This window comes from Sphaerisporangium sp. NPDC088356, from assembly GCF_040685555.1.
GTDB lineage: Bacteria > Actinomycetota > Actinomycetes > Streptosporangiales > Streptosporangiaceae > Sphaerisporangium.
In genome coordinates this window covers 1-26,776 of the sequence record NZ_JBFBIK010000059.1, presented here as the reverse complement: position 1 = coordinate 26,776, position 26,776 = coordinate 1, and the positions used below count along the sequence as shown (strand labels likewise).

16 protein-coding genes and 2 pseudogenes are annotated in these 26,776 nt (G+C 72.1%); 9 read left to right on the top strand and 9 right to left on the bottom strand.

The window, feature by feature from the left end; genetic code table 11:
- The first annotated feature begins 1 nt into the window (after position 1).
- Together AB0O34_RS21750 and AB0O34_RS21745 are read left to right on the top strand one after the other, a co-directional pair.
- The gene (locus tag AB0O34_RS21750) at positions 2 to 2,032 is read left to right on the top strand and encodes a bifunctional aldolase/short-chain dehydrogenase (protein WP_363917960.1); all 2,031 of its coding nucleotides are present in this window, start codon (positions 2 to 4) and stop codon (positions 2,030 to 2,032) included.
- Between the two features lie 240 nt (positions 2,033 to 2,272).
- Positions 2,273 to 3,739, top strand: coding sequence for an MFS transporter (locus AB0O34_RS21745; RefSeq protein WP_363917958.1), 1,467 nt, complete (start codon positions 2,273 to 2,275; stop codon positions 3,737 to 3,739).
- Positions 3,740 to 3,745: 6 nt separating this feature from the next.
- Here the strand turns inward: AB0O34_RS21745 and AB0O34_RS21740 are convergent, their stop codons facing one another.
- The 3 genes from AB0O34_RS21740 to mmuM all read right to left on the bottom strand — a co-directional run bounded on the left by AB0O34_RS21740 (position 3,746) and on the right by mmuM (position 6,799).
- On the bottom strand, positions 3,746 to 5,056 hold the full coding sequence (locus AB0O34_RS21740; protein WP_363917956.1) for an FMN-binding glutamate synthase family protein: 1,311 nt from the start codon (positions 5,054 to 5,056) through the stop codon (positions 3,746 to 3,748).
- Positions 5,056 to 5,793, bottom strand: a complete 738-nt coding sequence (locus tag AB0O34_RS21735; protein ID WP_363917954.1) for a hypothetical protein — start codon at positions 5,791 to 5,793, stop codon at positions 5,056 to 5,058. Before AB0O34_RS21735 ends, AB0O34_RS21740 begins: the two co-directional genes overlap by 1 nt.
- 148 nt (positions 5,794 to 5,941) lie before the next feature.
- Positions 5,942 to 6,799, bottom strand: a complete 858-nt coding sequence (gene mmuM / locus AB0O34_RS21730; protein WP_363917952.1) for a homocysteine S-methyltransferase — start codon at positions 6,797 to 6,799, stop codon at positions 5,942 to 5,944.
- Between the two features lie 761 nt (positions 6,800 to 7,560).
- Here mmuM and AB0O34_RS21725 point away from each other — a divergent pair.
- The 3 genes and pseudogenes from AB0O34_RS21725 to AB0O34_RS21715 form a co-directional block, all read left to right on the top strand.
- A pseudogene (locus tag AB0O34_RS21725) lies at positions 7,561 to 8,541 on the top strand (SNF2 helicase-associated domain-containing protein); the annotation flags it as partial.
- A complete protein-coding gene (locus tag AB0O34_RS21720) occupies positions 8,530 to 11,499 on the top strand; it encodes an SNF2-related protein (RefSeq protein WP_363917986.1) in 2,970 nt (989 codons plus the stop codon). The pseudogene AB0O34_RS21725 and the gene AB0O34_RS21720, both read left to right, overlap by 12 nt.
- Before the next feature lies 1 nt (position 11,500).
- A complete protein-coding gene (locus AB0O34_RS21715) occupies positions 11,501 to 12,325 on the top strand; it encodes an SWIM zinc finger family protein (RefSeq protein ID WP_363917950.1) in 825 nt (274 codons plus the stop codon).
- Positions 12,326 to 12,499: 174 nt separating this feature from the next.
- On the opposite strand, the gene AB0O34_RS21710 is transcribed toward AB0O34_RS21715, so the two are convergent.
- The 3 genes from AB0O34_RS21710 to AB0O34_RS21700 form a co-directional block, all read right to left on the bottom strand.
- Positions 12,500 to 13,849, bottom strand: coding sequence for a discoidin domain-containing protein (locus AB0O34_RS21710; RefSeq protein ID WP_363917948.1), 1,350 nt, complete (start codon positions 13,847 to 13,849; stop codon positions 12,500 to 12,502).
- Positions 13,850 to 14,198: 349 nt separating this feature from the next.
- Positions 14,199 to 16,667 (bottom strand): VIT domain-containing protein, encoded by a 2,469-nt coding sequence (locus AB0O34_RS21705; RefSeq protein ID WP_363917946.1) that lies wholly within the window; start codon positions 16,665 to 16,667, stop codon positions 14,199 to 14,201.
- Positions 16,664 to 17,392: a MerR family transcriptional regulator gene (locus AB0O34_RS21700; protein ID WP_363917944.1), complete on the bottom strand. Its 729-nt coding sequence runs from the start codon at positions 17,390 to 17,392 to the stop codon at positions 16,664 to 16,666. The genes AB0O34_RS21705 and AB0O34_RS21700 overlap by 4 nt, the downstream gene beginning before the upstream one ends.
- Before the next feature lie 111 nt (positions 17,393 to 17,503).
- Between AB0O34_RS21700 and AB0O34_RS21695 the strand changes: the two genes are divergently transcribed.
- Entirely contained in the window at positions 17,504 to 17,971 is a 468-nt protein-coding gene (locus tag AB0O34_RS21695; protein WP_363917942.1) for a DNA starvation/stationary phase protection protein, read from the top strand.
- A 55-nt stretch (positions 17,972 to 18,026) separates the two neighbouring features.
- Here AB0O34_RS21695 and AB0O34_RS21690 read toward each other — a convergent pair whose 3' ends face one another.
- Both AB0O34_RS21690 and AB0O34_RS21685 read right to left on the bottom strand, forming a co-directional pair.
- Positions 18,027 to 21,233, bottom strand: a complete 3,207-nt coding sequence (locus tag AB0O34_RS21690; RefSeq protein ID WP_363917940.1) for a P-loop NTPase fold protein — start codon at positions 21,231 to 21,233, stop codon at positions 18,027 to 18,029.
- A gap of 181 nt (positions 21,234 to 21,414) precedes the next feature.
- On the bottom strand, positions 21,415 to 22,326 hold the full coding sequence (locus AB0O34_RS21685; RefSeq protein WP_363917938.1) for a helix-turn-helix domain-containing GNAT family N-acetyltransferase: 912 nt from the start codon (positions 22,324 to 22,326) through the stop codon (positions 21,415 to 21,417).
- Positions 22,327 to 22,501: 175 nt separating this feature from the next.
- On the opposite strand from AB0O34_RS21685, the gene AB0O34_RS21680 reads away from it, so the two are divergent.
- The 3 genes from AB0O34_RS21680 (at position 22,502) to thiI (ending at position 26,177) form a co-directional block, all read left to right on the top strand.
- Complete coding sequence (locus tag AB0O34_RS21680) at positions 22,502 to 23,506, top strand: lactonase family protein (RefSeq protein ID WP_363917936.1); 1,005 nt, start codon at positions 22,502 to 22,504, stop codon at positions 23,504 to 23,506.
- A gap of 151 nt (positions 23,507 to 23,657) precedes the next feature.
- Complete coding sequence (locus tag AB0O34_RS21675; RefSeq protein ID WP_363917934.1) at positions 23,658 to 24,683, top strand: 6-phosphofructokinase; 1,026 nt, start codon at positions 23,658 to 23,660, stop codon at positions 24,681 to 24,683.
- Between the two features lie 225 nt (positions 24,684 to 24,908).
- A complete protein-coding gene (gene thiI / locus AB0O34_RS21670) occupies positions 24,909 to 26,177 on the top strand; it encodes a tRNA uracil 4-sulfurtransferase ThiI (RefSeq protein ID WP_363917932.1) in 1,269 nt (422 codons plus the stop codon).
- Between the two features lie 125 nt (positions 26,178 to 26,302).
- On the opposite strand, the pseudogene AB0O34_RS21665 reads toward thiI, so the two are convergent.
- Positions 26,303 to 26,776: pseudogene (locus AB0O34_RS21665) on the bottom strand (3-deoxy-7-phosphoheptulonate synthase); the annotation flags it as partial.

The window sequence follows — 26,776 nt, the reverse complement described above, 5'->3', positions numbered from 1 at the left end:
CATGACCACCGGACCCATCGACGAGCTCCTGCGCCGGGCGCACGCCCTCGGCGCCGACCCGCGCAACACCAACTACGCCGGGGGCAACGCCTCCGCCAAGGGCACCGCGACCGATCCCGTCACCGGGGAGGGCGTCGAGCTGATGTGGGTGAAGGGCTCCGGCGGCGACCTCGGCACGCTGACCGAGGCGGGCCTCGCCGTGCTCAGGCTCGATCCGCTGCGCTCCCTGACCCGGGTCTATCCGGGGGTCGAGCGCGAGGACGAGATGGTCGCGGCGTTCGACTACTGCGCCTTCGGCAAGGGAGGCGCGGCGCCGAGCATCGACACCGCTATGCACGCGCTCGTCGACGCCGCCCACGTCGACCACCTCCACCCGGACGCCGGCATCGCGGTCGCGACGGCGGCCGGCGGAGAGGCGCTCACCCGCGAGATCTTCGGCGGCAGGGTGCTGTGGGTGCCCTGGCGGCGTCCGGGGTTCCAGCTCGGCCTGGACATCGCCGCGCTCAAGGACGCCAATCCCGGCGCCATCGGCGTCGTCCTCGGCGGCCACGGCATCACCGCCTGGGGCGACACGAGCGAGGAGTGCGCGGCCCGCTCCCTGGAGATCATCCGTACGGCCGAGCGCCACATCGCCGAGCACGGGCGGCCCGAGCCGTTCGGCCCGGTGATCCACCAGCCGCTCCCCGAGGGTGAGCGGGCCGGGCGGGCGGCGGCGCTGTTCCCGGTGATCAGGGGGCTGTGCTCCACCGACGCCCGCCAGGTCGGCCACTTCACCGCGACCCCCGAGGTGCTCGACTTCCTGTCCCGCGCCGAGCACCCGCGTCTGGCCGCCCTCGGCACGTCCTGCCCCGACCACTTCCTGCGCACGAAGGTCGCGCCGCTGGTCGTCGACCTGCCGCCGGACACGCCGCTCGACGAGGTCGTCACCCGGCTGCGCGAGCTGCACGCCGCCTACCGCGACGACTACCGCGCCTACTACGAACGGCACGCCGTGCCCGGTTCGCCCGCGATGCGCGGCGCGGACCCGGCGATCGTGCTCGTGCCCGGTGTCGGCATGTTCAGCTTCGGCAAGGACAAGCAGACCGCGCGCGTGGCGGGCGAGTTCTACGTCAACGCGATCAACGTCATGCGCGGCGCCGAGGCGCTGTCGAGCTACCGGCCCATCGAGGAGTCCGAGAAGTTCCGCATCGAGTACTGGGAGCTGGAGGAGGCCAAGCTCAGGCGCATGCCCAAGCCCAGGCCGCTGGCCACCCGCGTCGCGCTGGTGACCGGGGGAGGCTCGGGCATCGGGGCGGCCACCGCCCGCAGGCTGGCCGCCGAGGGCGCGTGCGTCGTGGTGGCCGACCGCGACCTCGGGGCTGCGGAGAAGGTCGCCGCCGAGCTGGGTTCGAGCGACGTGGCGATCGCCGTCGAGGTGGACGTGACCTCCGAGGAGCAGATCGGCGCGGCCGTGCGCCGGGCCGTCCTCGCGTTCGGCGGGGTCGACCTGGTGGTCAACAACGCCGGGCTGTCGCTGTCGCGCTCGCTGCTGGAGACGACCGCCGCCGACTGGGACCTGCAGCACGACGTCATGGCCAGGGGGTCGTTCCTCGTCTCCCGCGAAACCGCCCAGATCATGATAAATCAGGCTATGGGAGGCGATCTGATCTACATCTCCTCCAAGAACTCCGTCTTCGCGGGCCCGAACAACGTGGCGTACGGCGCGGCCAAGGCCGACCAGGCCCACCAGGTGCGCCTGCTCGCGGCCGAGCTCGGCGCGCACGGCATCCGCGTCAACGGGGTGAACCCCGACGGCGTGGTCCGGGGCTCTGGCATCTTCGCCTCCGGCTGGGGGGCCGACCGCGCCGCGGTGTACGGGGTTCCCGAGGAGCGACTGGGCGAGTTCTACGCCCAGCGCACCCTGCTCAAGCGCGAGGTTCTGCCCGAGCACATCGCCGCCGCCGTCTTCGCCCTCACCGGGGGAGACCTGTCTCTCACCACGGGACTCCACATCCCGGTCGACGCCGGCGTCCCCGCCGCCTTCCTCCGCTGACCCCTCCACCCCCCGGAACCATCCGGGCGGATCGCACTTCGGGTGCGGCTGCCGCTGCTCGCCGCCGCCCTCGGGGTGGCCCTGGCCGGTCTCACGCCGAACGTGTACGCCCTGATGGCACGCGACCGCGTCCCGCCCGCGAGAACGCCATCGGGCCGGGGAAGCCCCGGTTCATTTCGTGAACTAGGCGGCTAGGTATCGTTCTTTGGTCACGGTGATCGAGTTTCGGAGGCCCGCCAAGTGACCGAATCGTCCTCGGCCGGCGGGGTTCCCGGCACCGCGAAGGGGCCCGGACCGGTGGTCGCGGTGCTCGCGCTGTGCGGCATCGTCGTCTCACTGATGCAGACCATCGTGGTGCCGCTCATCCCCGATCTGCCGCGGATCCTCGACACCTCCGCGTCGGACGCGTCCTGGGTGATCACGTCCACGCTGCTGGCCGCCGCCGTCTGCAACCCCGTCAGCGGGAGGCTCGGGGACCTGTACGGCAAGCGGCGCGTGCTGCTGGCCAGCCTTGGGCTCATGGTGCTCGGATCGGTGGTCTGCGCCCTGTCCGCCGGCCTCGTCCCGGTGGTCATCGGGCGAGTGCTGCAGGGATGCGCGATCGGCGTGATCCCCCTCGGGATCAGCATCATGCGGGACGAGCTGCCGCCCGAAAGGCTCGGCTCGGCGATGGCGCTGATGAGCGCCACCCTCGGCGTCGGCGGGGCGATCGGGCTGCCGCTCGCCGCGTTCATCGCCCAGCACGCCAACTGGCACGCGCTCTTCTGGATGGCGGCCCTGATCGGGGCGCTCGACCTGCTGCTGGTCGCGTTCGTCGTCCCGGAGTCGCCGCTGCGCGCGTCCGGGCGGTTCGACGTCCCGGGGGCCATAGGGCTCACAGCGGGCCTGATCTGCCTGCTGCTCGCGATCACCAAGGGCGGTGACTGGGGCTGGGGAAGCGGGCTGACCCTCGGCCTGTTCGCCGCCGCCGTGGTCATCCTGCTCCTCTGGGGCGTCATGGAGCTGCGGGTCCGTGACCCGCTCGTCGACCTGCGGACCACCGCCCGCCGCCAGGTCCTGCTGACCAACCTCGCCTCGGTGGTCGTCGGCTTCGCGATGTTCGGGATGTCGCTCGTGCTGCCCACGCTCCTTCAGGCTCCCCGGGCGACCGGGTACGGGCTCGGCCTGTCGCTGGTGGAGGCGGGACTGTGCCTCGCGCCCGGCGGCCTGGTGATGATGCTGCTCTCGCCGTTGTCCGCCCGCGTCTCGCGGCGGTGGGGCCCCAAGATCGCGCTGCTGCTCGGCACAGTGGTGATCGCGGCCGGTTACGCCGCCACCCTGGGCCTGATGCACTCGGCCTGGCAGGTGGTCATCGGCTCCTCGGTCATCGCGGCGGGGGTGGGCCTCGCGTACGCCGCCATGCCCGCGTTGATCATGTCTTCGGTGCCGCCGTCGGAGACCGCCGCGGCCAACGGGCTCAACGCGCTCATGCGCTCCATCGGCACCTCGGCCTCCAGCGCCGTGATCAGCGTTGTGCTGGCGCACATGACGGTCTCTCTCGGCGCGATCGTCATGCCCTCGCTGCGGGGGCTCCAGGTGGCGATCATCATCGCGGGAGGGGTGGCCATCGTGGGCGCGCTGATCACCAACTTCATCCCCGGGCGCGGCCGGCCCGCGCGGACGGCCGGCGGTCCGGTCGCCGACGACCTGGCCCACTCCACCGGCTGAGCCGCCCTACACGGTGACGCCGGGGATCCAGGAGGTGCCCGCGAGGGGGACGCGGGCCATCGCCGCCGCCTCCACCGTGAGCGCGACCAGGTCGCCCGTGTCGAGCTGGTGGACCGAGGACTTGCCGCAGGCCCGGGCGAGCATCGCCGTCTCCACGGCCAGGGCGCGCAGGTAGTTGGCCACCCGCTCGGCCCCGAAGTCCGGGTCGAGGCGGTCGGCCAGCATGTCGTCCTGCGTGGCGATGCCGACCGGGCAGCCGCCGGTGTGGCAGGCCGTGCAGGAGCCGGGCACGGTGCCGAGCGCGCGGTACCCGAGGCTGACGTCGGCGCCGGTGTCGTCGGAGGAGGAGTTGCAGCCGAGCGCGACCAGCGCGGCGACCCCGACGGACACGGCGTCGGCGCCGAGGGCGAGCGCCTTGGCCACGTCCGCGCCGCTGCGGATGCCCCCGGAGACGACCAGCTGGACCTCGCCCTCGGCGGACAGCCTGCGCAGCGTGTCGGCGGCCAGCCTGGTGGCCGCGAGCGTCGGGATGCCGGTGTGCTCGATGAAGACGTCCTGCGCGGCGCCGGTGCCACCCTGCATGCCGTCGACCACGATCACGTCCGCGCCCGCCTCGACCGCGTGCTGGACGTCCGAGGCGACCCGGGCCGCGCCGATCTTCACGTACACCGGGATCCGCCAGGAGGTGACCTCCCGCAGCTCCTCGATCTTGATGCGTAGCCCGTCAGGCCCGGTCCAGTCGGGGTGTCGGCTCGCGGAGCGCTGGTCCATGCCCTCGGGCAGGTCGCGCATGAACGCCACCGGGGTGGTGATCTTCTGCCCGAGCAGCATGCTGCCGCCGCCCGGCGTGGCGCCCTGGCCGAGCACGATCTCGACGGCGTCGGCCGAGCGCAGGTGGTCGGGATCGAAGCCGTAGCGCGAGGGCAGGCACTGGTACACGAGCGTCTTCGCGGCGTCGCGCTCCTGCGGGGCCATGCCGCCGTCACCGGTCGTCGCCGAGGTGCCGGCCAGGGTCGCCGCCCGGCCGAGCGCCTCCTTGGCCCCGGCGGACAGCGCGCCGAACGACATGCCGGCGATCGTGACCGGGATGTCCAGCACGACGGGCTCCTCGGCGTACCGCGTGCCGAGGACCGTGCGGGTCTCGCACCGCTCGCGGTAGCCCTCCAGGGGGGCGGGAGACAGGCCCGCCGGCAGGATCAGCAGGTCGTCGAAGCCCGGGACGGCACGCCTGGCGCCCCCGCCCCGGACCTCGCATCCCCCGAGCCGCGCCCGCTCCTGGATCTCCGCGATGACCCGCGGAGAGAAGGTGTGGCTCATCAGTACGTCCCGTGGTCGTGGCTGTGGAGGTGGTAGAGCCGCCGGGTGGAGACGACCTTGGTGATGTCGGCGGGGGAGACGTGGTCGAACCCGCACCCTTCCGCGAGGACCTTCACGAACGTCACGTCGTGCTCGGTGATCTCCTCTATCGCGGCGTCGGTGCCGAGACCGGTGATCTTCCCGCCGACGTAGACCACCGCCTCGTACAGCGAGTCCCCGAGGCAGGGCCCGGCGTCGCCCCCGATGAGGATGACGCCGGACTGGGCGAGGACCCCGCAGTAGGCGCCGGCGTCGCCGCCGATCGCCAGCGTCGCGCCCTTGAGCGAGATGCCCGCGCGCGAGGAGCAGCCGCCGTCCACCACCACGACCCCGCCCCGGGCGGAGGCCGCGACGCTCTGGCCCGCCGACCCGCGCACGTGGACGTTGCCGGACATGAGGTTCTCGGCCACACCGCACCCGGCCGGTCCGTTCACCGTGATACGGGCCTTCTTGCCGAGGCCGCCGGGGTAGAAGCCCGCCGGACCGTCGATCTCGACCCGCACAGGCGCGTCCAGCCCCACCGCCAGGTTGTGGCGCCCGGCGGGGTTGACCACGACGGCCCTGCCGTACGGCAGGGCCTGAAGCGATCGGTTGATCTCCCGGGTGCTCATGGCGGCGGCGTCCAGCGTCACCTCGGCATCGGGGAGACCCCCTTGCCTTCCTGCCTGCTGGTCAGGCGGATGAGGCAGGGACGTCATCGCGCCTCCTGTTGACAGCCGTGCATCGGTGTCTGTCAGGAGTGAACCGTGAAAATGTTGCCGGTGTGGTGCTCGCGGATGACCACAGTGTTACTCGCGGGCCACTATCCCGTCCCGGTCTCTTCGCCCCGCCCGGAGCGAATGTGGATCAGCCGAGGTGCGCCCGGATCTGGCGGATGTGCTCGGGGGTGGTGCGGCAGCAGCCGCCGATGAACGAGGCTCCGGCGTCCCGCCACTCCGTGGCGGCGGCGCCGAACTCCACCGGGTCGGCGAGCCCCAGCCAGCGGTGGGCATCCGGGTCCCAGGTCTCACCGGAGTTCGGGTAGACCGCGATGGGCGAGCCGGTGATGCGGCTCATGAGGCTCTTGACGTGGCTCGGCGCCGTGCAGTTGATCCCCACGGCCACCACCTGCGGGTTGCCGGCGAAAAGGGCGGCGCACTCCTCCAGCGGAGTCCCGTCGTTGACGCGCTCGCCGTCCCGGCACGAGAAGCTCACCCAGGCGTTGACCGCCGGGGTCTCCTCCAGCAGGCGCGCGATCGCCCGCGCCTCCGTGAAGGAGGGGATGGTCTCGCAGGCCAGCAGGTCGGCGCCGCTGTCCGCGAGGACGTCCCAGCGGGGACGGTGCCACTCGTAGAGGCCCTCCTCGTCCAGGTCGTAGTCGCCCGTGTACTCCGCGCCGTTGGCGAGGTACGCCCCGTACGGCCCGATGCTGGCCGCGATCATGCCCCCGCCCGCCTCGTCCCTGGCCTCCTTGGCCAGCTCGACCGACAGCTGCATGAGCGCCTGCGCCTCGTGCTCCACGCGGCCCCGCCTCACGAACGCGGCGAAGCTGGCCTGGTAGCTGGCCGTGATCGCGACGTCGGCGCCGGCGGCGAAGTAGTCGCGGTGGGCCTGGAGGATCGCCTCGGGGTTCTCCATGAGCAGCTTCGCCGACCACAACTCGTCGCGCAGGTCACAGCCCAGCGCCTCCAGGTGCGTGGCCAGGCCGCCATCAAGGATCACCACATCGGACTCATCGGGCTGGGAACTCACCCATATACCCTATGTGTGGTCAGGCCGGGCGGCAGCCGCACGGTGTCCATGCAGCCGGGAGGCGCCCGGCACGACCTGGAACGCCCGCCCGTCCAGGTGCTCCGGGCCCGCCGGCCGTCCGCCAAGGACGTTCCCTCAGGCTCGGGACGCCGCCGCGGCTCGCCGGTACCGGTACCGTGCAAGGGCGGGAACGAGAGTCCGGCGTCGCGTAACGAAGCCGCGGCGGTGACCGATCTCGCAGCGGTCGGACGGCGGCGGCAGGCGGGGGTGGTCGAGTGCTCGTAGTTCACGGTGCCTGGACGGAGGGCGGGCTGGCGCTGTGGGCCGAGGACACCACGCCGCCCGGGGAGCCCGCCTCCCGAAATGGGCACCGCGCGCATCCCTTCGCCGCCCCGGCCCCCACCCTCACCGCGGCCCTCGGGGAAGCCGCCGTCGCCGCCGTGGCCACCGAGCTGACCATCCAGCTCCCCGGCTCCGCCAAGGGCCCGCTGCCCTCGCCCGAGTCGGGCCTCCAGAGCACGGCGCGCACCCCGAAGATCTCCGCCTGGCGCGTCCCCGCGCTGCTCTTCGCCCCCGCCGAGGCGCTCGGTCTGCTGAGCACGCTGTCCGACCCGCCCCCGGGCGCTCCCGGGGCGCCCGAGTGGGGCCCGGGCACCTCGCTCCGCTACCTCGCGGTGGTCGCCGAGCACGCCCGCGCGCTGGTCGGGCGCGGCCGGGTGCTGCCCCAGCTCGTGATGGAGAACGGCGTCCACGCCGCCCGCTGGCGTCCCGTGATCACCGGCGTGGACGCCACCGCCTTCCGTGAGCTGGCCACCGCGATGCCGCCCGCCTGCCGCGCGGCGGGGGAGGGGCGCCCTGCCGCGCGCGTGCTGCACGACGCCCTCGGAGCGCTCTCCGACCGCGTGACGCGCCTGTCGCTGCCCGAACGGCTGCTGCGCGGCAACCGCGCCGGCCTCAAGAGTCCCCTGGCCGACCGATGGCTGCTTGCCCTCACCGGCGACGAGGCCGCGCTCCCCGAGGCAGAGCCAAGCCAGGTCAGGCGTCTGGGCAAGGCGCTCCGCGACTGGATGGAGTCGGCCCACCAGCTCGACGGGCCCATCCGGGTCTGCTTCCGCCTCAGCGAGCCCGAAGGCGACGAGGACGCCTGGGAGCTGGAGTTCGCCCTCCAGTCGGTCGACGACCCCAGCCTGTACGTGCCGGCCTCCCTGATCTGGGAGGGCAAGCGTGTGCCCGGCCTGCCCAGACGCCCGGACGAGACGCTGCTCGCCGGCCTCGGCCGTGCCGTACGGCTCTGCCCCGACCTGTACACGGCCCTGCACACCGCGGCGCCGTCCAGCATGGTGGTGGACACCGCGTGGGCGTTCGGGTTCCTGCGCCGCGCCGCGCCGCTGCTCCAGGCCGCCGGGTACGGCGTCCGGCTCCCCGCGTGGGCGGGACGCAAGGGGCTCGGCCTCAAGCTGACCGCCCGCTCCCGTACGGGCACGGCGGCCCGCGCGGCGGCGGGGCAGGGGTTCGGCCTGGGCGAGCTGGTGGACTTCAAGGTCGATCTGGCCGTCGGCGAGCACACCATCAGCGAGGAGGAGCTGGAGGAGCTGGCCAGGCTAAAGGTCCCGCTCGTGCGCGTGCGCGGCCAGTGGGTCGAGCTGGACGACCGCCAGCTCAAGGCGGCGCTGTCGGCGATCGAACGGCGCCGGGCGGGCGAGATGACCGTGGCCGAGGTGCTCCAGGAGGTCGTGAACGGCGGCGAGGAGGATCTGCCGCTGGTCGGCGTGGACGCCGACGGCATGCTCGGCGACCTGCTCTCGGGAGAGGCCGACCGCCGCCTGGAGGCCGTCTCCACCCCCGGCACCTTCAACGGCAGCCTGCGCCCCTACCAGCAGCGCGGCCTGTCGTGGCTGAGCTTCCTCTCCAAGGTCGGCCTCGGAGGGATCCTCGCGGACGACATGGGACTGGGCAAGTGCGTTATGCCCGATACCCCGGTATTCATCGAGGGGGGGCTGCGGCAAGCACAGGAGATCTGGTCTCAGTATTCGAGTGAGACGACCTTCGACGGTGAGGGTGAGTGGGCAGTGCCGATCAAGCCCCTCACAACCTGCTCTATCGACGGTTCCGGCCACATTGTCCCCGCCGAGATCACGCACCTGTACCGGCAATGGGTACGGGAGAAACTACGGCGAATCCGGCTTGACGACGGCAGCGAGATCGTTATCACCAAACGGCATCGTCTGCTCGGAGTTCACGGGTGGGTCAAGGACGTCGTCCCCGGCGACAGGGTCTGCGTGCCCGGGCGTCTGCCGTGGAAAGGCGACCATGTCGACCCTGACTTGACGGTGCTCCTGGCCTGGCAGATCAGCGAGGGGTACGAAGAGCGAAAGGCGGTCCTCCGCATCACGCAGAAGGACCGCGCTGTCCTCGAGTCGCTTCGGGACCGCATTCACGCGATGGGCGCCCGGTTGGGGCTGAAAGTTAACAAACCGACTGTCCGGGTCAGCAAGTCCGTGCACGAGTTGCGCGTGTGCAGCATCGACTACGCGAGTTTCCTCGCGGAGCACGGTTACGAGTGGGGGTGCCGTTCGGCGACCAAACGGATCCCCGACCTGATCATGTCAGCGGACGACGACACGGTCAGATCGTTCCTCCGTGAGTACTTCACGGCTGAGGGAAGCGTTCTTCCACAGACACGCACAGTCGAGATCTCCTCCGCCTCGCGCGAGATCATGCGTCAACTTTCGGTTCTGTTGCGCCGCTTCGGAATCTGGTTGCGTTCTTTCGAGAAGATGGCGTGCGCGACGAACGGCACCGGAATCAAGCGTCCCTACCAGATAGGAATGCTGGGCGGCCCGGGCCTGCGGACGTTCAGCGAGCTCATCGGCTTCTCCGATCCCGGTAAGCAGGCGAAGCTGAAGATGATCTGTGAGAGACCCGCGAACTCCAACGTCGAAGGCGTGCCCGGGCATGATCTGCTCTCTGCCGCGTATGCCCTGACCGGGCTCCCTCAGCGCCACTTCGGTGTAGGAACCGTCTACTTCGCCGGCACGCAGGAGCTCTCCAGGCTGACAGCTCGTGCTGCGGTCAGCGCGATGGACCGGATGCTGTCGGGAGAGGCGGAACGCGAATACCAAGCACGGCCGCGGTCGAGGTGGACATCGGCGATCCTAGCCTCGTACTCCGCGCTGGACAGAGAGAAGTTGTCCGTGGTCCGGGACGAGCTTGCCAGTCGGGCCGAGCGGGAGGTCTTCTATGCTCGCGTCGCGTCGGTCGAGGAGGTCGAGTACGAAGGCTACGTCTACGACTTCGAGGTCGCCGATCATCATAATTTCGTCGCGGGCGGCATGCTGTGCCACAACACGGCCCAGACATTGTCGCTGTTGCTGGAGGAGCGGGGGGATGGGCCGGTGGCACCGACGTTGCTCGTCTGTCCCATGTCGCTGGTGAGCAACTGGCAGAAGGAGGCGGCGCGGTTCGCGCCCTCGCTGCGCGTGTACGTCCACCACGGGGGCACGCGCAAGAGGGACGAGGAGCTGGCCGCGGTGGTCCAGGAGGCCGACCTCGTCCTCACGACGTACGGCACGGCGCTCAGGGACGCCGGCGTCCTCGCGGGGTTCGCCTGGGGGCGGGTGGTCTGCGACGAGGCGCAGGCGATCAAGAACAGCGGCGCGCGGCAGGCCCAGGCCGTACGGTCGATCCCGGCGCGCACGCGGCTGGCGCTGACCGGCACCCCGGTGGAGAACCACCTCGCGGAGCTCTGGTCGATCATGGAATTCTGCAACCCCGGCCTGCTCGGACCGGCCAAGCGGTTCCGGGAGCGCTACCAGGAGCCGATCGAGGCGCGCGGCGACGAGGACGCGGCCAAGGCGCTCAAGCGGGCCACGGGGCCGTTCGTCCTGCGCCGCCTGAAGACCGACAAGACGATCATCTCCGACCTGCCCGAGAAGCTGGAGATGAAGGTCTGGTGCACGCTCACACCCGAGCAGGCCAGCCTGTACCGGGCCGTCGTGAACGACATGCTCGCCAAGATCGACGACAGTGAGGGCATCGAGCGGCGCGGCAACGTGCTGGCGACGATGACCCGGCTCAAGCAGGTCTGCAACCATCCCGCCCACCTGCTCAAGGACGGCTCGCGGCTGGCGGGGCGCTCGGGGAAGCTCGCGCGGCTGGAGGAGCTGGCCGCGGAGATCATCGAGGAGGGGGACAAGGCGCTGGTCTTCACGCAGTACGCCGAGTTCGGGTCGCTGCTGCAGCCCTACCTCGCGGCCCACCTCGACCGTCCCGTGCTCTGGCTGCACGGCGGGCTGCCGAAGAAGAAGCGCGACGAGCTGGTCGACCGGTTCCAGAACGACGACGAGCCGATGATCTTCCTGCTGTCCCTCAAGGCCGCCGGTACGGGGCTGAACCTCACCGCAGCCAACCACGTGGTCCACGTGGACCGGTGGTGGAACCCCGCCGTGGAGAACCAGGCCACCGACCGGGCGTTCCGCATCGGCCAGACCAGGAACGTCCAGGTCAGGAAGTTCATCTGTGTGGGAACGCTGGAGGAGCGGATCGACGAGATGATCGAGCGCAAGAAGGCCCTGGCCGAGAGCGTCGTCGGCACCGGCGAGGACTGGATCACCGGCCTGTCCACCGAGCAGCTGCGTGAGCTGTTCCACCTCGGCCCCGAGGCGGTGAGCTGACATGCCGGTCGGGAAGGACGGCTGGTTCGAGGCCTCGGCGCCCATCCGGGTGGAGGGCGGCATCCAGGCGCGCAGCAAGCGCGGGTCCATCGGCGAGCAGTGGTGGTCCCGCCGGTTCATCGACATCCTCGAACGCGTCTGCGACTCCGGCCGCCTCACCCGCGGCCGGTCGTACGCGAGGAAGGGCCAGGTGCTGGAGATCGACCTGTCGCCCGGCGTGGTGAAGGCCAGGGTGCAGGGGTCGCGCCCCGAGCCGTACCTGCTGTCGGTCCGGATTCCGGCGTACGGCCCGGCCGACTGGGCGGGGATCCAGGAGTCGCTGGCCGGGCAGGCGCTGTACCGGGCCAAGCTGCTGGCAGGGGAGATGCCCACCGAGATCGTCGAGGTCTTCGACGCGCTCGCGCTGCCGCTCTTCCCCGCCGAGCTGGACATGGAGTGCTCGTGCCCCGACTGGGGGTCTCCCTGCAAGCACCTGTCGGCGGTGCTCTACCTGCTGGCCGAGGCGTTCGACCAGGATCCGTTCCTGGTGCTCGCCTGGCGCGGGCGGGGCAAGGAGGAGCTGCTGGACGCTCTGCGGGGGATCCCGTTCGAGGAGGACGAGTCCCCGGATCCGCTGCACGTGGACGACGTGCCGCTGGGCGAGCGGGTAGACGACTTCTACTCCTCCCCGGTGCCGCTCAGCCGCCTGCGGCCGCGGTCCGGCAACCCGCTCGCGCCCCCGGAGCTCCTGCTGCGCGCCCTTGAGCCGCCGCCGGTCAAGGTGCGCCACATCCCTCTGCTGGACATCCTCCGCCCGGCCTACCGGGAGCTGGGCCCGGGTTCCTAGACGGGCCGCCCCGAGGGAATTCATGTCGTGCCGCCGTGTCACGGATGATCGAAATAGTGATCGTCCACGGTGGACAACCAACGACCTAATTCAGAGAGCGCTCTCTTTGACTTTTACCGCCCGGTGCCGCCGCGTGCCGTTCCCAGCGCACGCGGCGGCCCCGCCGGAGAAGGGCTAGCTGCCGTTGACGGCGAGCTCCCACAGCGAGTAGCCGTACTGGGTGGCGCGCTGGGTGCCGTTCACCCTGAGGTACCGGCCGGTGCCGGTCACCGCCAGGTCGTCGGTCCCGCCGTCACCTGTCGTGGTGGAGTAGATGTTCGTCCACGTGTTGCCGTCTGGTGAGGTCTGGATCTGGTACGCCTTGCCGTAGGCGGCCTCCCAGGTCAGCTTCACGTGGTTGATGTTGTACGACCGGCCGAGGTCGACCCGGATCCACTGGGGGTCGCTGAAGGCGCTCGACCAGCGGGTGCCGGCGTTGCCGTCGGTCGCGTTCGCCGCGCCGGTTCCGGCGTTCTCGGTGGAGGAGGCCGTGGTGGGCTTGCCCTGCGCGATGTTCGTCCCGCCACCGCCGCCGGGTGCCTTGTTGTAGACGGCGACGTAGTCGATGTTCATCTGGCCGCCGGAGATGGTGCTGGCGTTCGGACCGCCGCCGAAGGCGTCGGGGAATCCACCGCCCATCGCCAGGTCGTAGATGATGAAGAACGGGTGGTCGACCGCCTTGGTCCAGGTGGCGGCGTCCACGCGGTTGGCCGGGAGGGTGAAGTAGTTGTTGCCGTCGAGGTACCAGCGGATCTGCTCGGGGCTCGTCGAGCGGTCGATCTCCACCGCGTAGTTGTGGTAACCCGTCTGGCAGCCGGGGCACGCGCGCTCACCGCTGCCGATGCCGGTCGACTCGTTACACACGCCACCGGGGTTGGTGCCGCAGTGCAGCGTGCCGAAGACCGAGCTGCGGCCGTTGATGTCCTCCAGGATGTCGATCTCACCGCTGGTCGGCCACGGGACCCCGGCGCGCAGGTCGGCGCCGAGCATCCAGAAGGCCGGCCAGTAGCCGGCGCCGTTCGCGGTGGTCACGTTCGGCTGCTGGATGACCGACTCCATCCGCACGACGCCGCCCGCGGGCGCCCCGAAGGTCGCCGCCTGCGTCTCGATGCGGCCCGACGTCCAGCCCGAGCGCGGGGCCGTGCCCGAGTGCAGGGCCCTGAGCACGAGGTGACCGGCGCCGTCCTGGAAGACGTTGGCCGTGCTGTTGGTCATCGTCTCGATCTCGCCGGTGCCGAAGTTGCTGCCGGGACCGGTGTCGTACTTCCAGTTCCCGGTGTTGACGCCCGTTCCGGCGGCACCGTTGAACTCATCGCTCCAGGTGAGCGTGAAGCCCGGCGGGGGAGCCGGGGCGGCGGCGTTGGCGGTGCCGGGAACGGTCACGGCGCCGATGGCCGCGACTCCGGCCGTGCCGAGCACCAGTGCCATGGCAGAGCCACTGGCCTTGAGGCGCAGCAACAGGCGCTTGCCCGCGCTGCCTCCCACGTCTCTGCTTGTGCGCTTGCCTAACATCGTCTCTCCCTTGCTGGAAGACCGATCGGCGAACGACGGCGGTCCCGGGTCCAGGGGGTGTTGCCTGCTGTCCGCCGAGACAGGGACGAGGGAGGTAAGCGCACCGGCCATCATCACCGGTGCGTGCCGGGGGTAGCAGATCGGTCGAACTAAGGTGAGAGAGCGCTCTCCGGGGGAATTATCACCACTTTACGACGGCTCGTCAATAGCTTCGTTAACATTCCGGAAATGACCGGAGCCGTCGTTCGCCGGTAATCGGCCTGGTTTCCGCGGTGGCCCGGAAGAGTGGGGCCCGGGGTCGCGTTCCCCGGGCCCCGCCGCGCTAGGAGCGCTTCCAGAACGACGGCCGGTGGCCGTGCCGGGCGTCCTGAACGGGGCCCGTCGTGCCGCCGATCAGCTCGGCCAGCACCTTGGTCGCACGGAGCCACAGGCCGTCCACGTCCGCGCCCGGCGTCTCGCACGCCGACAGCTCGCGGGCCAGGACCGACAGCTCGTTCTCGCCGCCGCCGACGTACGCCGCGAGGGCCGCCAGGCGGCTGCCCAGGTCGGCCAGGTAGAGCCGCCGCTCGTGGGCGGGAAGCGACTCCTGCGCCCGCAGCCGCGCGAGCTCCTCCACCAGCTGCGGCCGTACCAGGTCGGGCGAGTGGGGAACCGGCGGCGCGGGCGGCGCCATCTTCGCGCTGGACGCGCGGGCGAAGCCACGCGAGGCACGGGGAGCCGGGAACGGCGCCGGAGCGCCGGGCATGCCCCCGCCGCCGGGGCCCAGAGGCCCGCCGTCCTGCGCGCCGAGACCGAAGATCGCCGGTGCGGCGTCCGCGGTGAACGCGACCGGGGCGGCGGCCATCATCGGAGCGCCGGTGATCGGGGACGGCACGTCCCAGCCGCTCGGCATCTCCACCGGCTGGATGACCCGGTGCCTCGGACCGCCCTCGGCGACGACGCGCGTGTCCACCGCGACGAAGGCGGTGAACCGGCACAGCACCCCGTGCCGCAGGGAGGTCTCGACGATCTCCCGCTCCAGGCCGTGCTCGCCGGTGGCGTAGCGGTCCTCCAGGCGGCGCAGGTGCGCCCGCGCCCAGATGGCCCTGGCGGCGTCCCCCTCGGCGGGCGCGCCCTCCAGCCGCCGCTCCCACGGCTGCCCGTCGGCGGCCAGGCCGTGCACGGTCACCGACCCGCGAGCGGGGCCGCGGAACCTCCCCGACACGGTCAGGGGCACGCCGGAGTACAGCGAGCCGAGATGGGTGACGGTGCCCGGCAGCACGTCGAGCCCGTCGGCCTTGAGCGACAGGCCGGTGACCAGCGGGGAGCCGATCCTGCGGTGGATGTGCTCCATCGCCTCGTCCAGGCGGTCCTCCGACTCCACCAGCTCGCAGCGGCCCGAGCCGAGGCCCGCGAGCCTGCCGAGGAAACCGGCGTTGACGGCCCGGTCGATGCCGACGGTGTGGACGCGCACGGCCGCGAGCCGCGTGCCGAGGCGTTCGAGGATCTGGTCCTCGTTGCCGACCTGCCCGTCGGTGACCAGGACGAGCACCCGCTCCCTGGTGGAGTCGTCCAGCAGGCCGAGCCCCTGCTCCATGGGTTCTAGGATCTCGGTGCCGCCCCGCGCCTCCAGCCGGGCGAGGTGCTCGACCGCGCGGTAGCGGTTGCGGTCGGTCGCGGGGACGAGCCCGGCGTCGAGCCTTTCGGGCCGTTCGACGACGCTGTCGAACGACAGCACCGCGAACCGGTCGGCCGAGGTCAGCGTGTCGACGATGCGCGCCGCCGCGCGCCGGGCGGCGACCATCTTCCAGCCGGTCATGCTGCCGGAGCGGTCGAGGAGCAGCGCCACGTCCCTCGGCCGCCGCGCCGCCTGGTCGTCCGGGGCGGGTGGCAGCACGGTGAGGGTGAAGGTGCCGTCGCCGTCGGCGGCTTCCCTGCCGGCGCCGCCGGTCGCTTCCTGGCCGGCGCCGCCGGTCGCCCCCCGGCCGTCGCCGGCGGTCCGCTCGCGGTCCGGTACGAGCGTGAGCGAGCTGGAGGCGGTGAAGTCCAGGCGCAGCACGAAGTCACGGTCGAGCCACTCGCCCGGCTGGAGCCGGACGACGCCGTCCTCCTCGGTGACCGCGTGCAGGCTGGACCGCATCTCCCGCAGGTCGAGCCCGCCCGGATCCACCCGGGCCGTGAGCGACAGCCGCACCGGGTTGGGGAAACCGGGAAGCAGCACCGGGGGAGTGATCCGCGAGGCGTCCGGCACGGCGTCGGTGTCGGGGACCACGCCGTCCCCCGCCGAGCGGTCGTCGAGCGGGGTGCCCGGGATGTAGCGGGGAGCGACGACGAGCGGGAAGCGGAAGGTCGCGGCGCCGTCCTCGTACGGGAGAGGCTGGCTGAGCGTCAGCCGCACCGTCACCCGCTCGCCGGGGACGATGTTGCCGACCCGCATGGTGAAGACGTCCGGGCGCTCCTCCTCGGCGATGGCGGCCCGCCGTCCCTCGGAGATGGCCTGGTCGTAGTCCTGCCTGGCCTGGCCGCGCTCCTTCAGCACGCCCTCGACCACCCGGCCGTCCGCCTCCATGCGGAAGGCGGTCACCGCCGCCCGGTCGGGAAGCGGGAAGACGTACGTCGCCTCCAGCGGGACGTCATACGGGTTGTGAAATCCCTGGGCGACCTCCACGCCACAGGTGAGGGCGGTGATCCGCGCGTCCACCTCGACACTCTCCAGCGGGAGGTTCCCCTTGCCGGTCCGCAGCGCGCCCAGCCCCGCGTCGGGCAGCGGGGAGTACTCACCGGGCTTCAACGCGGTGATCTGAACAGTCATGTTTGCATCCCTTCGGACGGGGATCGGTCGAGGTCGTGGTGGATGGGGTGGATGACGGCGGAGCCGGACAGGCCGCGGTCGCGCAGCACGGTGAGCAGGGGCGCGGCGGCCTCCTGGAGCGCGGCGACGTCGCCGGGGGAGGGCGCCGGCCCGTCGAGCAGCAGCGTGACCCCCGGCGCGAGCCGTACGCCGTGCACGAGCCCGGCCGGACGCGGGCCGGGAGGGGGGCCGCCGCCGGGGGCATCGGGCAGGCTCACCGGCACGGCGCCGTCGGCGAGGGCCGGCACCGCCTCGGCGGCGGGTCGCGCCCAGAAGCGGGGGCGGGCGGCCGGAGGCCCGGGGTTTCCGTCGAACCCCGCCGGGGGATGGGGGGAGCCCTCGGCGTCCGCGCCGCCGGGCGCGGGCCCGGCGGCGGTGGGAATGCTCGCGATGGCTTCGAGGGTGGTGTCGGTCGCACCCGCCAGCTCGGCCTGGATCTCGGCGATGGAACGCCCGTCGGCCTGCCGGCGCTTGACCGCGATCAGCTGGAGGAGGTGGCGCCTGCCGTACAGCGCGACCCTGCCCCGGCGGGTCAGCGGCGGGTCGACCAGGCCGATCGTCGTGTACCAGCGGATGAGCCGCTCGTTGGGCACGTCGCGAACCCGGCCGTTGGGCCGCTGCGGCGTGGGGCGCAGCGTGGTCGCCGCCCGCTCCGCCAGCTCGCCGATGGTCCAGGTGTCACTCATACCTCGATACTGACACTGCAATCATGACAGTGTCAACGTTTAGGACGACTCAGACCGGATACGGCGTTCTACGTAAGACGCCATAGACGACTCTTGAGGGGGAGAAACTTCATGGCCCAGATCACCAGCCCTCTGTCGGGCGACAATCAGAAGATCACCGGTGAGGCCCTTCAGGGTGCCCTCATCGATCTGCTCGACCTTTCGCTGGTGGGCAAGCAGGCCCACTGGAACCTGATCGGGCGCAACTTCCGGTCGCTGCACCTGCAGCTGGACGAGATCGTCAGCATCGCGCGCAACCGCGCCGACGACGCGGCGGAGCGCGCGGTGGCTCTCGGGATCAACCCGGACGGGCGCGCGGCGACCATCGCGCGCGATACCCAGATACACGCGCTCGACGCGGGCTACATCGAGGACGGGAAGGTGGTCGCGGCCTTCACCGACATCCTCGGGGCGATGATCTCGCGCATGCGCGAGCGCGTGAACACCACGGAGGAGGCCGATCCGGTCACGCAGGATCTCCTCATCGAGATCACCCAGGACCTGGAGAAGCAGCACTGGATGATCCAGGCGCAGCGCTGAGCGGCCGGCGGCGGCCAAGGGCCGGAGCCGTGAGCTCCGGCACCGGAGGAGCACGTCAGAGCAGATCGCGTGCGAGGTGGGCGATCGAGGGCCGGGCGGACAGCAGGGCGCGCAGAGCGTCCCAGCGGGCCGTCCCGGCCCTTGTGTTTCTCAGCAGCCCGGCCTCGATGAGACAGGCCGCCCAGTCGTCTTCCGCGCGGGCCGCCGCGCGCTCCAGCCTTTCGAGCACCGTCTGACCGGCACCGGCACCCTGACCGGCACGGCGTGGCCCGCCCGGCTCTGAGGAGGTCTCCGGCCACGCGTGTACCACGCTGTCCGCGTCCCGTGCCAGCAGGGAGAGCAGGTGCGGCCAGCGGATCGTCAGCACCGCGAGCTTCGCCACCTCCTCGTCGCTCGCCCGCGCCGCGCCGGCCAGGGCCCGCCGGTAGGTGACGAACGAGTAGAACCGGAACACGTTGACATACCTCTTGAGCTCGCGGGGATTGCTCAGCGTGAGCGCGGGAAGGGCCCGCTCGATGGCGGCGTACGCGTTCTGGTCGCTGTAGAGCTCGTCGTAGACGCGGTCGGCGGCGAGCCGCGCGGCGGCCGACAGCCCGCCGATGGCGTCGTCGAAGCCCGCCCACCCCGGTGGCGCGGGTGAGGCGGCCACGGGCGGGGTCCGGAACGTCCTGCGGTCGGCGAAGCGCTCCCGCTCGCCCCTGGCCGCCCGGTGATCGGCGAGGTGCTCGCGCTCGCCGCCGGGTGCCCGGGGACGGCGAGGAGCGCGCGTCCGGCCGTTCTCCGGCGCCCGGCCGCACGGGGTGCCCACCGTCTCCTGGACCCTGCGCGCGACCGCGTCGAGGTCGTCCGCGGTCGGGCCCTGCGCCCTGATGGCCGCCTCGAGCCGGTCGACCAGCTCCGGATCGGGCTGCGGGGACGGCGCGGGCCCTCCACGGCCCTCGCCGCCGTCCCGCGCGCCCGGCCCCCCGCCGTACGGCGCCGCCGGAACGTCGAGCAGGGTGCGGAGGAAGGCGGGCACGCGCTCGCCGTCGTCCAGTAAGGGCACGCTGAGCGGGAGCTGCACGATCTTCTCCAGGAACCGCCACCCGAGGCCCGAGCGCTCCTCCATGGCCGAGGGCAGCGTGCGGGCGAGGTCGCGGTAGGCCACCTCGACGTGCGCCGCCACCACCTCGGGCTCCATGGCCAGCACGAACACGCAGTTGGGGAACTCCCCGGCGAGGAACAGGTTCACGGCCTCGATGACCTGTGCGACCGTACCGGGCGAGCACCTGTCGAGGTCGTCCACGAACACCACCAGGGGACGCTTCTCGGTGGCCACCATGCCGAGCACGCTGCGCATGTCGGTCTGCACCAGGTGCAGGAAGCCGGTCCTGGACCGGTAGCCGGGGTCGGGCGTCAGCTCCTTGACCAGCTCGGGTGACACGCCGAGCAGGTCCGGCTGGCGGACCAGCTCACGGAACGCGGTGTCCGCCGACTCGCCGAGGAACCGCGCCAGCCGTACGGCCGTCGCGGCCAGCAGGATCAGCGAGCCACCTGACCCGACCGCCGCCGCCGTGCCGCGCAGGAAGGAGCCCAGCGCGGGCATCAGGGCCCCGGCGGCCAGCGCGGCGGCGCAGAACAGCAGGGTGGCGCAGAACGCCAGGGCCACCGGCAGCAGGCGCGTGGCGGCCAGCCGGTAGGCCCGCCCGCGCACCGCCTCCCTGTCGATCCGCGACAGGTTGAGCGTCAGCCAGAAGCGCTCGCGCTCGCTCCGGGGCAGGCGGCCGGTGACCTGGGTGATGATCTCGTGGGCCAGCCCCGCCCAGACCTGCTCGCCGCTCTGGTACATCCACGGGTTGAACCAGACGGTCGGCCGCCAGTCCGCGTGCCGCAGCGGCAGCTCGCCGGGCACCGCGTACTCCGCGCAGCCGTGCTCGGGGACCTTGGAACGCGCGAGGACCTCCGCGTTGGTCACCTCCTCCGGCGTCCCGCGCAGCCGGTTGAGGTGGATGTCGGCGGGCCGGTCCTCGGCGGCGCCGGGGTCCAGCAGGTCCTGCACCATGCGCATCAGCGAGGTCTTGCCCGCCCCCCAGGGCCCCTTGATGCCGATGGTCAGCGGGGGCCGGGTGTCGGGATGGCGGACGAACGCCGCGACGGCCTCGGCGTGGACCCGGTGGCCGAGCCGGTCGTGAATGGTCCACCGGTCGCCGGTCAGCCGGGTGCGGGGCTGCACGGTGCGGCGGGTGGCGCGCCACCGGCGCAGCAGGCCGGAGACCCGCGACAGCTCCTTGGGGTCCAGCCGGCCGGCGAGGGCACGGCGGATCGCGGGGTCGGCGAACGGCCTGCCCTTCCCGAGCAGACCCCACGCCGCGAGATCGCGCACCGCCTCGCCCGAGGGGGTGTCCTCGGTGAGCAGCTCGGCGACCTCGGGCGTGAGCGGCTCGTCCTCGGCCAGCAGGGTCGCCCGGCGCAGCAGCCGCCTGGCGTCCTCGCCCAGGTGGACCTCGTAGATCCTGCTCACCAGCTCGGCGGCCGAGACGGGGGGCACGGCGTCGCCCGCGACGGCGAGGCGGGCGAGCGCGGCGCCGAACGCGGCGCCGAGATCGTGTACGGACTCCCGCGTGGACGCGACGCCGATCAGCTCGCCCTCCCCGTAGGTGAGCAGGTAGGGCCGCCGGTCGGCGCCGAGGTCCGCGCACCGCTCCTCCGCGTACCGGTAGAGGTCGCCGACCGAGACGGTGCCGTCGCGGTCGAGGTCCGCCTCGCCCGACAGGATGCCGTCGGCCAGGATTCCGGTGAGGGAGACCGTCCGGCCGGGCCGTTCCCCCGGCATGGTCGCGCTGGTGGTGAGCGCGGCGGCGGCGGCCACGGGCTCGCCCCTGATCCGCAGGCGGCCCACGGTCTCGTGGGGCTGGTCGGGGTTCGCCGTGATGAGCCATCCGAAGTCGACCACCAGCAGCAGCGCCGCGCCGTCCGACCGCTCGACCCGGCGGGCGAACTCGCCCATCAGCGCGCCGAACTCGCGCCGCCCCCAGCCAGACTCGGTGGACCAGCGGACGAGCAGCAGGTCGCCGGGCTCGACGGCGTCCAGGAACGCGCCGACGCGCCGGTGGTCGCCCGCGTCGCCGTCGGCGGTCTCGACCGCGTACCCCTGGGCGGTGAGGGCGTGGACCAGCCTGCGGTCGGCCCCGCCCCCCGGCCCGCTCTCGCGGTCCAGGAAGACCAGGGCCTTGCGCGTCCTGATCGCCGGAGCGGGCGGCGCGGAAACGATCATCGAGGTCATCGGCGGGCTCCCATGGCCGGGGCGGCGGGCTCTGCGCCCCTTGACCGCCGGGCCGTGCTGACGCCTTTCCGATGCCGTGCTGGTAAGGGGCTCGCTCGATGCTCGCAGACGCCGGGCCGGTCCCGGGCGCGCCGTGAACGGGCGAGACCGGCGCTTTGCCCTGCCTTTCCCGCCCTGGTGCTCAGAGGTCGCGGGACCAGGTCTGCATCGTGATCTCGGTGCCCCAGTCGCGTTCGGTGTGCTGCTCGCCGAGCCGGAAGCCCGCCCGCTCGTAGATGCGCCGCGCGGCGGCCAGCACGTCGACCGTGATCAGGATGACGCGCTGGTACCCGGCCCTCCTGGCGAACGCGAGGCACTCCTCGACGAGCCGGCCGCCCACTCCCATGCCCCGCGTGGACGGCTCGACCAGGAGCAGCCGGAGCTGGGCCGTGCGGTCGTCCTTCCTGACGCAGAAGACCGAGCCGGCGGGCTCGCCGCCGACCTCGGCGATCCAGCCCGCCTCGCGCTTCGGGTCGTGGTCTCGGACGTAGTCGGCGACGATGCGGGCGGTCATGGCCTCGAAGGTCTCGTCCCAGCCGTACTCCTCGGCGTACAGCACCCCGTGCCGGTGCACCACCCAGCCGAGGTCGCCCGCGCGCGGCGGGCGGATGACGTACGGCTCCGGTTTGGGGGCCTCGCCGAGGATCTCCTCGACGGTGGTCATGGCGGAGATCAGGCGGCGCCGGTCCTCCTCGCCCAGCGGTGAGATCATTTCCCGCACCGCGGCGGCCGAGGCCTCGTCGAGCGTCCCGTAGGCGACCTGGCCCGCCTCGCTCAGCCGGACGACCTGGCGGCGGGCGTCCGCCGCCGAGCGTTCCCGCGTGACCAGCCCGTCGGCCTCGAAGCGGGCGAGCATCCGGCTGAGGTAGCCGCCGTCCAGGCCGAGGAGCCGCCGCAGCTCGCCGGTCTCCATCTCCTCGCGCCCGTGCAGCTCGAACAGGACCCTGGCCTCCGTGAGGGAGTACGAGGTGTCGTGCATCCCGGCCCCGAGCACGCCGATGACGCGGGTGTAGAAGCGGTTGAAGGCGCGGATCCCGGTGACGAGCTCGTCCATCATTGCTCCGATCAACTGATTCGTTGCCTCAGTCAAGCATGTACGCGCCCGAAGATCCAGACCGCGACGCGGGGTTGTGCCCCTTGGCTCCCGCGCCCAAAATCAGGACCGTGACGAGGGCCGCGGCGCGCCCCCGTCAAGATCGAAGCCGGTCCATGGCGCTATTGTCGATCACATGACTTCGGGGTACGACGTGCTCTACATCGGCGGATACACACCTGAGACCGGCGGGTCGGGTGCCGGGCTGACCGTGGTCCGCAGGGAGGAGGGCGGCGTGCTCAAGGCGCTGGCCGAGACCCCCGCGCCGGGCCCGTCGTTCCTCGCCCTGCATCCCCGGCTGCCCGTGCTGTACGCGGTGCTGGAGCGCGAGGAGGGCGGCGTGGCCGCCTACTCCGCCGACCCGGACGGCCCCGGCCTGCTCGCCGACGGCGCGAGCGGTGGGTCCTACCCCTGCCACCTGGCCGTCGACCCCAGCGGCACCTGGCTCGCGGTCGCCAACTACGGCGACGGCACGCTCGCGATGTACCGGCTCGGCAGCTCGGGTCTGTTCGACGGCCGTCCGAGGCTCTTCCCCCACCAGGGCCACGGGCCCGATCCGTCCAGGCAGGCCGAGCCGCACGCGCACCAGGCCGTCTTCGGCCCCGGACGGGCGCTCCACGTCACCGACCTCGGCACCGACGAGGTCCGCCGCTACCTTGTCGGCAGCGAGCCCGACCTGCACCCCGAGGGCCCGGCGCGGCTGGCGCCCGGCAGCGGCCCGCGCCACATGGTCCACCACGAGGGCCGCTGGTTCGTCGCGGGCGAGCTCGACGGCATGATCAGGATCTACGACGCCGAGTGGCACGAGGTCGGCCGCCTGCCCGCGAGCGAGGCCGAGGGCCCTAACCACGTCTCCCACATCGAGCTGTCCGCCGACGGCCGCCATCTCTACGCCGCCAACCGCGGCCCCGACACCATCGCCGTCTTCGGGGTGGAGGACGCCACGCCCTCGCGGGTCGCCGAGGTCGGCTCGGGAGGGCTGTGGCCCCGGCACTTCGCCATCGCGGGCGACCACATGTACGTCGCCAACGAGCGCTCCGACGCCGTCGCGACGCTCCAGATCAACGACGGCGTCCCGGCTCCCACGGGGGAGACGTTCAAGGTCGGCAGCCCCTCGTGCGTGCTGGCCGTGGCGGTGTAGACCCCGCTCTCACCACTTGGTCTAGACCAATGTTGGCCGCTGGGGCACAATGCTCTGCGTTGGCGGCCGCGCCGGGGATGCCCCGGAAGCATCCTGGCGGCCGCGGAGCTCGACATAGTCTGACTGTGTACCCCATCGGGAGGAACCCGCCATGCGTATCGGAGTGCTTACAGGGGGCGGCGACTGCCCCGGGCTCAACGCCGTCATCCGTGCCGTCGTCCGCAAGGGCATCGGCGTCTACGGCCACGAGTTCGTTGGGTTCCGCGACGGCTGGCGCGGCCCCCTCGAGGGCGAGACGATGCCGCTTGAGGTCCAGACCGTGCGGGGCATCCTCCCGCGCGGCGGCACGATCCTCGGGTCCTCGCGCACGAACCCCATCAAGATCGAGGGCGGCGTCGACCGCATCAAGAAGAACCTCGCCGAGGGCGGGGTCGACGCGCTGATCGCCATCGGCGGCGAGGACACGCTCGGCGTGGCCAAGCAGCTGTTCGACCTCGGCGTCAACGTCGTCGGCGTGCCCAAGACGATCGACAACGACCTCAACGCGACCGACTACACCTTCGGCTTCGACACGGCCGTCAACATCGCCACCGAGGCGATCGACCGCCTGCACACCACGGCCGAGTCGCACCACCGCGCGCTGATCTGCGAGGTCATGGGCCGTCACGCCGGCTGGATCGCGCTGCACGCCGGCATGGCCGGTGGCGCCAACGTCATCCTGATCCCGGAGAAGCCCTTCGACATCGACAAGGTCTGCGAGTACGTCGAGAGCCGCTTCAAGACCCGCTACTCGCCGATCATCGTGGTCGCCGAGGGCGCGCACCCGATCGAGGGCCAGATGGCGCTCCAGGCCGGAGAGCTCGACGCGTTCGGCCACGTCCGCCTCGGCGGCATCGGCGAGCTGCTCGCCCACGAGATCGAGAAGCGCACCGGCAAGGAGGCCCGCACCACCGTGCTCGGCCACGTGCAGCGTGGTGGCACCCCCAGCGCGTTCGACCGGGTGCTCGCCACCCGCTTCGGCCTGCAGGCCATCGACGCGGCCAACGACGGCGACTTCGGCAAGATGGTGGCGCTGCGCGGCACCGACATCGTCCGGGTCGGCCTGGACGCCGCGACCTCCGAGCTCAAGACCGTGCCCCCGTCGCGTTACCAGGAGGCCGAGGTCTTCTTCGGCTGATCGTCCCCGCCTCATCCGCACCACCCCCTTGCCGGAGCGGCCGGGGGGCGGTGCTCCTGGCCCCATCCGTACGGGCCTCAGGTGGGCGTCGGCTGGACCGGATGGGCTCTGAGGGGTCCGGGACCCCGCCATCCGGGATAAATTGAAGGGTGCCCTGCGCTGGAACGACCTTCCGCGCGGCAAGCAGCCCGACTCCGACTCCCACCACTGCCCGGAGGCAACCCCATGTCCGTCGTGCCCCCGTCAGCTCTGGGCGAGCCCTGCGTCCTGCTCAAACTGGGTGAGGTCGTCCTCAAGGGCAAGAACCGCGAGCTGTTCGAGCGGCAGCTGCAGATGAACATCAAGTCCGCGCTGAAGAGCTCCGGCGTGAAGGTCGACGTTCGCCAGCGCCACGGTGTCATCGCGATCCTGCTGCCCGAGGGCACGGGCGTGGAGACCGCCGACGCCATCGCCGCGCGGCTCACCGACGTGATGGGCCTGGTGTGGATCCACCGCGCCTGGCGGGTCGCCAAGGACCCCGACGCCGTCACCGCCGCCGCCCTGGAACTGGTGGCCGGCCGCCCCGAGGTCGAGCGCAAGGCGACGTTCGCGGTGCGCTCGCGCCGCCGCGACAAGCGGTTCCCCCTCCGCTCCAACGAGCTCGACCGCATGGTCGGCGGCGAGATCAACGACAAGTACGGCCTGCCCGTCCGCCTGAAGAACCCCGAGCTGACCATCCACATCGAGGTCGACAGGGACGAGGTGTTCGTCTTCACCGACGGGCTGCCTGGCCAGGGCGGCCTTCCGGTCGGCACCAGCGGGCGCGGCCTCGTGCTGATGTCGGGCGGCATCGACTCGCCGGTCGCCGCCTACCGCATGCTCCGCCGCGGTCTCCAGGTCGACTTCCTGCACTTCTCGGGCATCCCGTTCACCACCTCCGAGTCGATCTACAAGGCGTACGCCCTGGTGCGCGCGCTGAGCAAGTTCCAGGTGCGGGCACGGCTGTTCGTGGTGCCGTTCGGCAAGGCGCAGCAGTCCCTGAAGTCCTCGGGCGCCGACCGCCTGCAGGTGGTCGCCCAGCGGCGCCTCATGCTCAAGACCGCCGAGGAGGTCGCCCACCGCCTGCGCCGCGCCGTGCTGGTCACCGGCGACTCGCTCGGCCAGGTCTCCTCGCAGACCCTGCAGAACATCACCGCGCTCGACGACGCCGTGAGCCTGCCGATCCTGCGGCCCCTCATCGGCATGGACAAGTCCGAGATCATCGCGGAGGCGCGCCGCATCGGCACGCTGGAGATCTCCGAGCTTCCCGACGAGGACTGCTGCACGCTGCTGACCCCCCGCCGGGTCGAGACCCATGCCCGCATCGCCGACCTGCGGCAGATCGAGAAGCGACTGGACGCCGAGGAGCTCGCCGTCCAGCTCGCCGACTCCGTCCAGGAGTACAAGATCGACGACTCGGACACCAGGGCCGAGCGGCCCGAGGGCGGCCCGGCCGTGAGCCCGGCGAGCGCCTAGAGCGGCGGGCGCCCAGAACGGCGAGCAGCTCGTGGAACCCCGGCCGGGCCACCTGGTCGCGCAGGTCGGCGGCACCTTTCCTGGGAGGACGGCGGCCCCCCGAGGCCGCCCTCCTCGCGCGGGGGCTACGCCACGGGGGTGAGCGCGCCGGCGGGCACCCGGTTCATCAGGGGCGGGAAGTCGCGCATGACGCGGGCCAGCTCCTCCAGATCGCCGTCGACGAGCGCCTGAGGACCGTCGCAGAGCGCCTGCTCGGGATGCGGGTGGACGTCGATGATCACTCCGTCGGCCCCCACGGCGATCGCGGAGCGGGTCAGCGGGAGCACCAGGTCGCGGCGGCCCCCGGAGTGCGATGGGTCGACGATGACGGGCAGGTGCGACAGCCGCTGGGCCACCGGCACGGCCGAGACGTCCAGGGTGTTGCGGGTCGCGGTCTCGAACGTGCGGATGCCGCGCTCGCACAGCACGATGTCGAGGTTGCCGCGCTGGGCGATGTACTCGGCCGCCATGAGCCACTCCTCGATGGTGGCGTTCATGCCGCGCTTCAGCATGACCGGCTTGCCTACCGCGCCGACGGCCTGCAGCAGCGCGAAGTTCTG

Coding starts and splice junctions, on each gene's coding strand:
- AB0O34_RS21750 (WP_363917960.1), top strand. CDS start 2: ATGACCACCGGACCCATCGACGAGCTCCTGCGCCGGGCGCACGCCCTC.
- AB0O34_RS21740 (WP_363917956.1), bottom strand. CDS start 5,056: ATGAGCCACACCTTCTCTCCGCGGGTCATCGCGGAGATCCAGGAGCGG.
- AB0O34_RS21735 (WP_363917954.1), bottom strand. CDS start 5,793: ATGACGTCCCTGCCTCATCCGCCTGACCAGCAGGCAGGAAGGCAAGGG.
- AB0O34_RS21720 (WP_363917986.1), top strand. CDS start 8,530: ATGACCGTGGCCGAGGTGCTCCAGGAGGTCGTGAACGGCGGCGAGGAG.
- AB0O34_RS21715 (WP_363917950.1), top strand. CDS start 11,501: ATGCCGGTCGGGAAGGACGGCTGGTTCGAGGCCTCGGCGCCCATCCGG.
- AB0O34_RS21705 (WP_363917946.1), bottom strand. CDS start 16,667: ATGACTGTTCAGATCACCGCGTTGAAGCCCGGTGAGTACTCCCCGCTG.
- AB0O34_RS21700 (WP_363917944.1), bottom strand. CDS start 17,392: ATGAGTGACACCTGGACCATCGGCGAGCTGGCGGAGCGGGCGGCGACC.
- AB0O34_RS21695 (WP_363917942.1), top strand. CDS start 17,504: ATGGCCCAGATCACCAGCCCTCTGTCGGGCGACAATCAGAAGATCACC.
- AB0O34_RS21690 (WP_363917940.1), bottom strand. CDS start 21,233: ATGACCTCGATGATCGTTTCCGCGCCGCCCGCTCCGGCGATCAGGACG.
- AB0O34_RS21685 (WP_363917938.1), bottom strand. CDS start 22,326: ATGGACGAGCTCGTCACCGGGATCCGCGCCTTCAACCGCTTCTACACC.
- AB0O34_RS21680 (WP_363917936.1), top strand. CDS start 22,502: ATGACTTCGGGGTACGACGTGCTCTACATCGGCGGATACACACCTGAG.
- AB0O34_RS21675 (WP_363917934.1), top strand. CDS start 23,658: ATGCGTATCGGAGTGCTTACAGGGGGCGGCGACTGCCCCGGGCTCAAC.
- thiI (WP_363917932.1), top strand. CDS start 24,909: ATGTCCGTCGTGCCCCCGTCAGCTCTGGGCGAGCCCTGCGTCCTGCTC.